The 9,126-nt window shown below is 47.6% G+C and carries 7 protein-coding genes and 1 tRNA gene; 4 read left to right on the top strand and 4 right to left on the bottom strand.

Going from position 1 to position 9,126, the window contains the following annotated elements; genetic code table 11:
- From QHH00_08310 to QHH00_08300, 3 genes are all read right to left on the bottom strand, one after another.
- Nucleotides 1–2,957: DNA-directed RNA polymerase subunit B'' (locus QHH00_08310; protein MDH7509373.1), on the bottom strand; the 2,957-nt coding region annotated here is incomplete at its 3' end.
- 4 nt (nucleotides 2,958–2,961) lie between these two features.
- A complete protein-coding gene (locus QHH00_08305) occupies nucleotides 2,962–3,225 on the bottom strand; it encodes a DNA-directed RNA polymerase subunit H (protein ID MDH7509372.1) in 264 nt (87 codons plus the stop codon).
- Nucleotides 3,226–3,347: 122 nt separating this feature from the next.
- Nucleotides 3,348–3,481, bottom strand: a tRNA-Lys gene (locus tag QHH00_08300).
- 310 nt (nucleotides 3,482–3,791) lie between these two features.
- On the opposite strand from QHH00_08300, the gene QHH00_08295 reads away from it, so the two are divergent.
- Together QHH00_08295 and QHH00_08290 are read left to right on the top strand one after the other, a co-directional pair.
- Nucleotides 3,792–3,959: a zinc finger domain-containing protein gene (locus QHH00_08295; GenBank protein ID MDH7509371.1), complete on the top strand. Its 168-nt coding sequence runs from the start codon at nucleotides 3,792–3,794 to the stop codon at nucleotides 3,957–3,959.
- A 9-nt stretch (nucleotides 3,960–3,968) separates the two neighbouring features.
- A complete protein-coding gene (locus QHH00_08290; GenBank protein ID MDH7509370.1) occupies nucleotides 3,969–4,235 on the top strand; it encodes an elongation factor 1-beta in 267 nt (88 codons plus the stop codon).
- A gap of 294 nt (nucleotides 4,236–4,529) precedes the next feature.
- On the opposite strand, the gene QHH00_08285 is transcribed toward QHH00_08290, so the two are convergent.
- On the bottom strand, nucleotides 4,530–5,894 hold the full coding sequence (locus QHH00_08285) for an NADP-dependent malic enzyme (protein ID MDH7509369.1): 1,365 nt from the start codon (nucleotides 5,892–5,894) through the stop codon (nucleotides 4,530–4,532).
- 295 nt (nucleotides 5,895–6,189) lie between these two features.
- On the opposite strand from QHH00_08285, the gene QHH00_08280 reads away from it, so the two are divergent.
- Together QHH00_08280 and QHH00_08275 are read left to right on the top strand one after the other, a co-directional pair.
- Complete coding sequence (locus QHH00_08280) at nucleotides 6,190–7,869, top strand: radical SAM protein (GenBank protein MDH7509368.1); 1,680 nt, start codon at nucleotides 6,190–6,192, stop codon at nucleotides 7,867–7,869.
- A 29-nt stretch (nucleotides 7,870–7,898) separates the two neighbouring features.
- Nucleotides 7,899–8,957, top strand: coding sequence for a DNA primase large subunit PriL (locus QHH00_08275; GenBank protein MDH7509367.1), 1,059 nt, complete (start codon nucleotides 7,899–7,901; stop codon nucleotides 8,955–8,957).
- Nucleotides 8,958–9,126: the final 169 nt, after the last annotated feature.

Below are 9,126 nucleotides of genomic sequence, written 5' to 3'. Positions count from 1 at the left end.
ATCAGATCAGGGACAACTCCATCCGATGTGAACGGCATGTCTTCCTGGGGAACGATGAGTCCAACGACACCTTTTTGACCGTGGCGAGATGCGAACTTATCACCGAGTTCGGGGATTCTCTCATCCCTTACCTTAACTTTGACAAGGCGGCTTCCATTTTCCGATTCTGTCAGCATGACGCTGTCAACCCATCCGCTCTCACCTGGTCTAACGGTGATCGAGGTCTCCCTCCGTTTCTGGGGTGTGAGAAAGTCCGTTTCCTCTTCGAGGAATCGTGGTGGGGATGTCTTTCCAATCAGTACATCACCGCCGTTGACCGAAGTTTCCGGACTGATTAGGCCGTCTTCACCGAGATTGCTGTAGGCAAGATCGGCTCTCGCGCCCCTCACATCTGGACCGGGAATTTCAAAGTGATCTTCCTGTCCGCCCGGATATCTGCGCTCCTCGGCTCTGTAGGTTCTCATGAAAGTCGAGCGGCCGAGCCCTCTATCAATGCTCGCCTTGTTGAGAATCAACGCATCTTCCATATTGTACCCGTGGTAGGACAGAACTGCAACGACAAAGTTCTGACCCGCGGGCCTCTCATTGAACGAGACGAAATCCATCGTCTTTGTTTGGACAATTGGTTTCTGCGGATAGTGGAGAAGGTGTCCCCTCGTGTCGGGTCTCTTACGGTAATTCGTCGTGCTGAGGCCGAGGGACTGCTTCGCCATCCCAGCTCCCATAGTGATCCTCGGCGAAGAGTTGTGCTCGGCGTAGGGGACGAGCCCAGCGCATACACCAAGAATAAGAATCGGGTCGATCTCCATGTGGGTGTGTTCACGTGTCAATGTGAGAGGTGTCTTTATCTCGCCATTACAATGGCGGCAGCGGAGAAGCGCATAGTTTTCCTCCGCACCAGGATTTAACCAAGTGACGTCGATCGGTGATAACGCCCGGCCACAGTTGCTACATCGTTCAGGCACTTTATAGCCTTCAATTGCGATGTAAGTGTCCTCTTCTTCCTCAGCGTCCAACCACTCAATGACCCCCTCTCTCAGGAGATCTGACCATCCGAGTCTGCCTTCGGCAATCTCATCAAGATGCCTCCTAGTTAGAACTGTTCTCCCGTTTTTGACAACGAGGAGGGGCCTTCTCAACCTGCCTTCGTCGCAGTTTATGATAACTTCGTCCATTTCTTCATCATATCTTATGTTAATCTCGTGAGAAATAATGCCCGATCTACGCCTATATCGTATCTCCGCAACGAGCTCCCTCGCGCGGTCGTGGACGCCGACGAGGTCGCCATTCACATATACCCGAGTACCAGTCTTTTTCTGGCCTTTAACCTCTTTAACGCCAAGATCCCTCAGAATCCACAGAACATTCTCTTCTGGAAATCCTTCCGAGACATCGATGATCAGCGCAGCATTCTTGACAAGCCCGCAATTCTGACCTTCCGGTGTTTCATTCGGGCAAAGTCTGCCCCACTGCGTCGGATGCAGATCTCTCGCCTCGAAATGAGGTTGGCTCCTCGTGAGAGAGGAAGTCACCCTTCTCAGATGACTGAGCGTACTCATATTTGATGTCCGGTCGAGGAGTTGGCTTACGCCCGCTCTGCCACCAACCCAGTTACCCGTCGCAAGGGCGTGTATGAGGCGATTTGTCAGTAGATCGGGCCTGATGGCGCTCGAGATTCTCAGGTCCTTCTTCCTCGCGTAACTTCTTTCGAGCTGGTATTTCAGATCCTTCATCAAATTGGTAAAAGCGACCCTGAAAAGATCTTCCATTAGGTCACCAGAAAGTTTGAGACGCTTGTTTGCGTAATGATCCTTATCGTCTTCTTTTCTTAGGCCAAGAGATAATTCAAGCACGCTCCTCGCGATCCTTCCTAGGAAAATTGCCTTTTTGAGTCGGTCATCTGGTGTATCACCGAGGTGAGGGAGGAGAGAACGGTCGATGATCGACTCCACCTTCTTCACACGGTATTCCTTCGCCTGACCAGTCGCGAACTTCCTCTCGAGGTAGAGGATCGCGTCTTCGGTTGTGAAGATACCGTTCGGCGGATACAATTTCTTATCTTGACACTCTTCAATATTAGCATAAACAATATTTGCCATTTCGGGGACGCTCACAATTGCCTCGTAGATCTCTTCATCACTCTCCATGCCGAGCGCTTTCATTAAAACAACGAGGGGTATCTGCCCAGAGGCGGCCGGCACTGTGACCATGAGCATCCCATCCTTCTTTTTCTCGACGAGGGTCAGAGCCCGATAGCCCTCTTTCTGTGAGAAAACCTTGGCCACCTCTATCTTCGTACCGTACCGTTCGTTGAATTCGACCATGACTCGGTTTGGAGCGAGATCCTCAAGCGAAATCAAGACCCTCTCAGTGCCCCCAATAATAAAATATCCTCCAGGGTCCATCGGGTCTTCGCCAGCCTCAATTAGTTTGTTTTTATACTCCTCCTCAGTGAGCTCCCTCTCATCTTCCAGATTTTCCTTGCAGAGCGTACATTTCTTCGATTTGACCATGATTGGGAGATCGCCGATGTGAACATGCTCTGGCTCTCTCTCAATGCCGTCTTCAATGACAGTGAAATCGACGTATACTGGCGCAATGTAATTCAAGTTCCTCAGTCTCGCCTCCATCGGTGTCAGTGTGTGGGAGGCACCGTTTGCTTCCCTCACAATCGGCAATTTCACATGCACGGTTGGGCGAGCATGTGGATCGATCATCCCTGTTTTCTCATCTCTCTTTCTTCCGACTCTGATCTCAATGATCCTCCCATCAGTTTTGTCTGGATCGAGTCTAATCACACCCCTATCGATGTCCTCTACCGAGACCCTTAGGTTGTCGACAATTTTCTGCATTCGGCTGTTTGGATTGTCGATCGTTGAAAGAAAATCGTTAAAACTTGCAATATGGTGGTTAACAATGCTTCTCTCTTTAAAATAGAGTTCTACAAGTTCCCGCAAAATCTCACCCTCTTATGACCATCCTATATGCCACAAAGTTCTCCGCAGTTGGACTCTTCCTTACGATTTTTATGATCCTGCCCTCTTCGATCGGGCCATGAACCTTTTCGAGAACCCTTACGCACGCATCGCTCTTCCTGATTTTTGGAAGTTGATCTCGTGTAATCCTCAACTCTTTCAAGACCTTCTCGGCCTCCTCCTCTGCGAGCAAATGGTGCTCAGGTACTAGCTCATGCTCTAAAACATTAAACTCAATAACATCAGACACAATTTCACCTCGCCGCTGGTCCCGGACCTATTCTTCTATTAAAGGCTATCATTATAAAAATGCATCGACGCAACGACTTTTTACCAGGCTTCATCACCGTTGACATCTTCTCCCCTTCCAGGCGGGCCCGCGGGGATTTTCGAAGGCCTTGGGGATCCGAGGCCTTTTCGAACCCCGGGCCATCTGGTTAAAAGCCAGATGCTCTTTCTAGGGATGCTTAGAGTTTAAGAATCCAACCTAGCTGAGCTACGGGCCCTTGGCAAGCACATATAGGCATGTAGAGAGTCCCCAAACAACTATCATTATTTAAATTTTGCCTAAAAGGTATTTTTCATAATACGCTCCTCAACTCAAAATAGATTGTGTCGCCACGGACAACCGTTTGCGCCTGTATTGCGACTCATCAATGATGAACCTCGATTGGCCTGTCTAAACCGTACCACTCAACTGAATAAGATCAGGATGTTGCTCTCATCAGAAATGACTTTCATTGTCGATGAGTCCTTCAAGAAATGTGGAGAAGGATTTATAAATAAGAGAAGCTTCATGTCGCACCGGCTGAGACCATGAAGCAAGAAAAGATCTGCAGTTCATGTGGAATCAGGCTTGTCGGAAAGGGAATTACTTACTTTAAATGTCCAATGTGTGGTGAGACAGAAATCGGGCGCTGCGCAAAGTGCAGGGATCAGAGTGTCCCTTACACATGCCCCAAGTGCGGATTTACGGGGCCATAGGTGATCGCTATGGGTAAAGTTGCTGCGGTCTACAATTTGATGCCCGACGACATAAGTATTCCAATGGAAGAGATTGCGCGGAAGATTGCTGGTGTCGTCCCTGAGGGAGTGGAAGTAGCGAAGATTGAAGTCAAACCTGTGGCCTTTGGTCTCAAGATGCTCACAGCAACTTTCGTTATGGCTGATGCTGAAGGCATCGTCGACAAACTTGAGACAGCTCTCCATGCAATCAAAGGCATTCAGAGCGTTGAGGCTATTTCTCTTACCCTGATCTGATCAGTTAATCGCAGAAATGGTTTCTCATATTCAATGACTGTTAGGCGGAATTCCAGATACGAAGCAAGCACCCTGTTCCACTCGTCCAACTGTTGAAAAGACGAGACGTTATTCACGGAAATTACAACTTTTAACAAACTCCTTTCAATTCGCTACTATCGCATGAATTGCCAAAAGAAGGTATTAGAAGACATTTCATTATCGAAATAGCATTATCTATACCATATTAGTAATAGAGACAAGACCGACCAATTAGAAAAAGGCAGGAAAATAAGATGATGAAAAAGGGGTTTTTCAATCCGGTGGTGGCGGAATACAGCCTTCTTTCATCATCAGCTTTGTCATGTCTCTCGCACGACGAATGATTGATGAAGCCCTATCGTAAAGTTCGTCCCTGCTCATCTTGATCCTCGCAACCCCCTGTTCCATTGCCTTCATCCCGACTGCGACGGCTTCTCTTGGGAACACTTCCCAGTCATCCATTGTCGGCACGATATACTCCTCCGTCAAACCCTTGTCCTCTGCTGTTTTTGCAAGCTCTAACGCGGCAGCGATGCACATTTCATCGGTGATCGTCCTCGCTCTCACATCAAGGGCACCTCTGAAAATACCAGGGAATCCAAGAGAGTTATTGATCTGGTTCGGGAAATCTGATCGACCTGTTGCGACGATCCTGGCGCCCGCCTCTTTAGCGTCCCAGGGCCAAATTTCCGGAACTGGATTAGCCGTAGCAAAGACGATCGCGTCGTCAGCCATCGATCTTACCATTTCCTTTGTAATGACGTCTGGTCCGGGCTTGGAAGCCCCGATGACGATATCAGCGCCTTCCATCGCTTCCTTAATTCCACCAACCTTACCCTCTACATTTGACTTCAACGCCATTTCCCACTTCTCAGGGTATTTACCTTCAAGATCCGTTCTACCAGGATGCAGAATCCCCTTGCTGTCGACCATGACGATATTCTTAATATTAATTCCCGCAGCGATCAAGACTCGAGCGATCGCGATATTCGCGGCGCCAGCACCGATCATGGCGACTTTTGCCTCTCCCAATTTCTTGCCAACAAGCTTCAGCGCGTTAATTGCTCCTGCCGTGACGATCGTAGCCGTTCCTTGTTGATCATCATGCCAAACTGGAATTTCAACTTCCTTCCGCAGACGATCGAGAATCGTGAAACACTTAGGATGCGCGATGTCTTCTAAGTTAATACCACCAAATGAGGGAACAATCCATTTGACTGCTTGAATGATTTCATCGGGATCCTTCGTGTTCAAACAGATCGGTACCGCATCGACACCTCCCAAATACTTAAAAAGTAGGGCCTTACCTTCCATCACTGGCAGACCTGCTTCTGGCCCGATATCGCCAAGGCCAAGCACTCTTGTACCATCAGTGACAACCGCTACCATGTTCCATTTGTTCGTGTGGCTGTAGACATGCTCGGGATTTTTTTGGATATCCCTGCATGGCTCTGCGACTCCAGGAGTATACCAAATCGCAAAATCCTGGAAGCTACGTATTGGGCATTTTGGGACAACTTCGATCTTCCCCTCATAATAAGGGTGATACTTCATCGCTAGTCTTGCTGGCTCATATGCTTTTTTCAATCTCTCTTCATCAATTTTCTTCTGATTGGGCATTGCAACACCTTTATTCATCTGAACTCCAAGTTAATTCAAATCATGTTGGGGAGTCATTTGTGATCCAACAGGAGCCCATATACGAGCCGTCAAATAAATAATAGTTGATATTTCGTTTCATTACATCGAAATAATCTATTCATTTTCGAAACAAGTAAAAAAAGGCGCATGTAAATATAACACAGTGGAAGGTAAATACCAGCGGCTTTATCAAACATTACAATAACGGATTGCCAGACTTTGCAGCGACGAAGATTATTCGACCATGTTAAACTATTTATATTTCAATAATGCGCAGATTATGTTCCTTGACATGAATTCCGATGTTCTTATCATCGATGGCTTTGTTGATGAGCCCGCGTCGCTCGGTGTCCCGCCGTATATCTCACCACAGATCAGGGCGATCGCGGGGGCCGTTCTAGACGCGGGGGCGACCCCTCATTACATATCAATCAATGACTTGAGAGAACGAATCAAACCACCTGAGGCGCAGATCAGCGTTTTCTTCGGTGGGGTTTCAGTTCCTGGGAAATATCTGAGAGCAATGCCAGCATCGCGGAACGAAATTATTCAATTTTCCAAAGCATTACCAGGGATCAAGATTCTTGGCGGCCCTGCGACGTTCGACGAATACTACGAAGAGACAGGACTTTTCAACCACGTCGCGAAGAGGGATGCAGCCGCATGCGTTTACGATTTTCTTAAATCAGGTAAATTCTCGGCAAGGTGGAGGACGGTGGAAGAATGGAATCGCTGGTTGATCGAGGGGGCACCCGTTGTCAAAAAACACCCCGATTATCCTCAGCCACTGATTGCTGAAATTGAAACATATCGGGGGTGTATTCGTTACCGATCGGGTGGGTGTTCGTTCTGTATCGAGCCGCTCAAGGGCGCACCACTGTTTCGAGAGCCTGAGGACATTATTCGGGAGATCAGAACATTGAAGCGCCTTGGCGTGAGAAATTTCAGACTCGGTGGGCAGACCTGTTTCATATCATACAAAGCTGAGGGTTTTCATGACAATCTCAAACTCAATCCGCAGGCGATCGAAACTCTTCTCTCAGGAATTGCCGACATCGGCGTCGATGTGATCCACCTGGATAACGCCAATCCAGCGGTGATTGCTGAGCATCCAGAAGATGCAAGAGAGATTCTTGAAACTATAGTGGATTATTGTACAAGTGGTAACGTTCTGGCACTCGGAATGGAAAGTGCGGATCCGGTCGTCATTGAAAGGAACAATCTCAATGCCACACCAGAACAGGTCTTCGCCGCGATTAAATTAATAAATGATGTCGGAGCTGAAGTTGGGGACAATGGTCTGCCTAAGCTGCTTCCAGGTCTCAATTTCATTATTGGACTGGATGGTGAAACCAAGAAAACGCTTGAACACAATTTGGCCTTTCTACGTTTTGTTTTGAGAGAGGGGCTACTACTTAGAAGGATCAATGTGAGGCAGGTTATGCCCATTAGGAGGGAATTTAGGCAAGGAGTCGCCCATACAGATTTTCTCAGGTTTAAAGAGACGGTGAGGAAGGAGATCGATAACCCGATGCTGCAGCGAGTCGCCCCAGCTGGAACCGTACTGCGGAGAGTCTATTTGGAGATGAGAGACGGAAAGAAGACATTCGGTCGACAGATCGGAACATACCCCCTACTTGTCGGATTCGATTATCCCCTTGAGCTTGGACGTTTTGTTGATGCAATCGTCGTTGGCTGGGGTTACAGAAGTGTTACCGCAATTGAATTCCCCTTTCCAATCAATACAGCACCACTTGCCGCAGTGAGGTGTCTACCGTCAATCGGCGAGAAGAGGGCTATTCGAATTCTGAAAGCAAGACCGTTCAGAGGATTATCAGAATTGATGAGTGTACTCGACGACCCATCCATCGCTGAGGAAATCGCCCCTATCATCACATTCGACGTCACTGAAAGACCGATAAGTGAGGGCAACGCGAGCGTATCAGTGGTTCGGAAGACGCGGAAAAAATGAAATAAATGGATATGTTTGAATCAACCAATATGGATCCACGTCGCCTTGCAAGATTTCCGTTCTTAAAAGAAGCGATTGCGTATGTGAAGGAGAACGATGTGGATCTCAATGATCTCCTACAGGAATTTATTTTCTCAGAGGCGAGGAGTCGTGGGAAAAGGAGAGTAATGGACGCAATTATCGAAGGGGAAGTCGGGACCTATCCGATCTCAACAGATGAAGAGTGCTTACTCGAAATACTCAGCTATCCCGTCGCTCGAATGATCGTATCCTGCGTAAACGATAGCTACCTGATCAAACGTTACGCACTGGCCGAAGCGGTCACAATGAATAAGAGGCTGGTCCTTGAAAGTGCCGAATCCGTCGCATCCATTGCTGACGAGCTCGGGGTCAAAGTCGCGATCATAGACGAATCGCTGAGAATGCATTTTTCCGATTATTTGAGATACACCTCAAAAATGCGTAGTACTGATTGGAAGCTTGTTAACACGGAAGTGGAGAACGGGTATGTTTATCTGAACAAACACCGGTTTGCAAGAGTGCTCCAACAGGCGCTACAAGAGAAGATCGAAAATGAATTGCCACTTGAAGTATCAAATGAAATCCTGCAACGATTTTCTAAAGATCTCGCAGAAATTCGAACGGCGCTTGAGACAAGGATAGCGAAGTATAAGGCCGAAGACCTCGGAAGAATCAGTATCATTAAGCTACCCCCATGCATGAGAAAACTCGTAGGAATGATTCAAGCAGGCGAGAATATCCCGCACAGCGGTAGGTTTGCAATAACCGCTTTTCTCCATGGGATAGGGCTCTCCCAAGAAGAGATCCTTAAGCTTTTTTCAAGCTCACCAGATTTCGATCAATCGAAAACCCGCTATCAGATCGAGCACATCACAGGGGAAATTTCTGGTACGAAATATACTGCGCCTGAGTGTTCGACAATGAAAAGCTACGGCCTCTGTTATGAGCCCGATTCGCTTTGCAGAAAAATCACACATCCATTTAATTATTACCGAACTAGAAGCAGAAAACGAAAAGAGATCAGTTCTGAGTCAAATCAATCAAAGGTCGCTGGTGATAAAAAATAGAAAAAGGCGACCGAACGAAGAGATTGATGATGTACATGCCAGCATTGTCATGATCTGCGCCCAATGATTGCGTGAAAAGTGGAATTTGACTGGCATAAGGGCCACTCACGCACAACTAAAGTCATTATCTAATCCTTTTCCAAATTACATAAGCCCTCTGTGCTGCAGT

It is taken from the genome of Methanomassiliicoccales archaeon (assembly GCA_029907465.1).
Lineage (GTDB): Archaea > Thermoplasmatota > Thermoplasmata > Methanomassiliicoccales > JACIVX01 > JACIVX01.
The sequence above is the reverse complement of the archived record's forward strand: the minus strand, read 5'-3'. Positions and strand labels throughout refer to the sequence as shown.